This window comes from Gilliamella sp. B2717, from assembly GCF_026536675.1.
Classification (GTDB): domain Bacteria; phylum Pseudomonadota; class Gammaproteobacteria; order Enterobacterales; family Orbaceae; genus Gilliamella; species Gilliamella apicola_I.
Genome location: NZ_JAFNNQ010000056.1, coordinates 1 through 904 on the forward strand (window position 1 = coordinate 1; position 904 = coordinate 904).

Genomic DNA, 904 nt, shown 5'->3' on the forward strand with positions numbered 1-904 from the left:
CAATAGCTAAATGTTCACGCTGAAAAGCCCATTGTCTCTTTAATTTGTTTTGCCACCACTTATCGTCCGATAATTTAGCTAAGGCGATAACAATTTGCTGTGCTGTGATCTCGTCTTTTTTATAATCGGCAAAATAGGGCGCAGTAATTCTCAATGGCTTTAACTGCTCTAACGCAAACTTGTAGATAGCTAATTCATGACTATTTTCACCAACGCAACTTAACTTAAATTCATCGGTTTCTAAAAATTTGATAATTAGATTCTGCATATATCCGGCAATTTTTGCGCCGAGTTCATCAACGTCGATTTTGTCATACGTTGGCAATGTAGAAAGCTCTTTATAGAAGGTTTGCGCTATAAGGCTTTTACCCGCATTTTCGATTGTGTATTGCCGTTGCACCTCGGTGCAACGAGTTAACCCACATGTGCGTAAATAGCTGTTAGCGATTCTTGAACCTTTTTCTTGATAGAGCGCTGCATATTTACGGGCAAAATAACTACCGATGAATTGCGGTGTATCACTAAAAAAATGGTGAAAAAAACGATACTCGTGTGGCATCTGTTCCCACAGCGGGCGCTCAATAATTGGTAGGTCAGCCGGCGCCCGACGCTCAGTGTTACGCGGCGATTTGGGTTGAATAAATTTACTGGGTAAAAATTGCCCAACACGATCGTAGTAATCGCGCATAACAACAGATAGGGCATATCGCGCCCTATCGCTGATTGGTGGCAATCGCTGAATGATCGAGAAAGCCATGTTATTCCGCGGAGTTAACTACGTCGTCGACCAGGCTCAGCATTACATACCCCGGCTGTAGGTATTGGTCATCGTCTAATATGTGGGAAATGCGGCGAAAAATTCTATAACAGGTATAATTACCGTCAACATACTCACGCAGACAGA

1 protein-coding gene is annotated in these 904 nt (G+C 42.5%); it reads right to left on the bottom strand.

What is annotated here, in order from left to right:
• On the bottom strand, positions 1-757 hold a 757-nt coding region (locus J3U35_RS06530; RefSeq protein ID WP_267360330.1), incomplete at its 3' end, for a hypothetical protein.
• Positions 758-904: the final 147 nt, after the last annotated feature.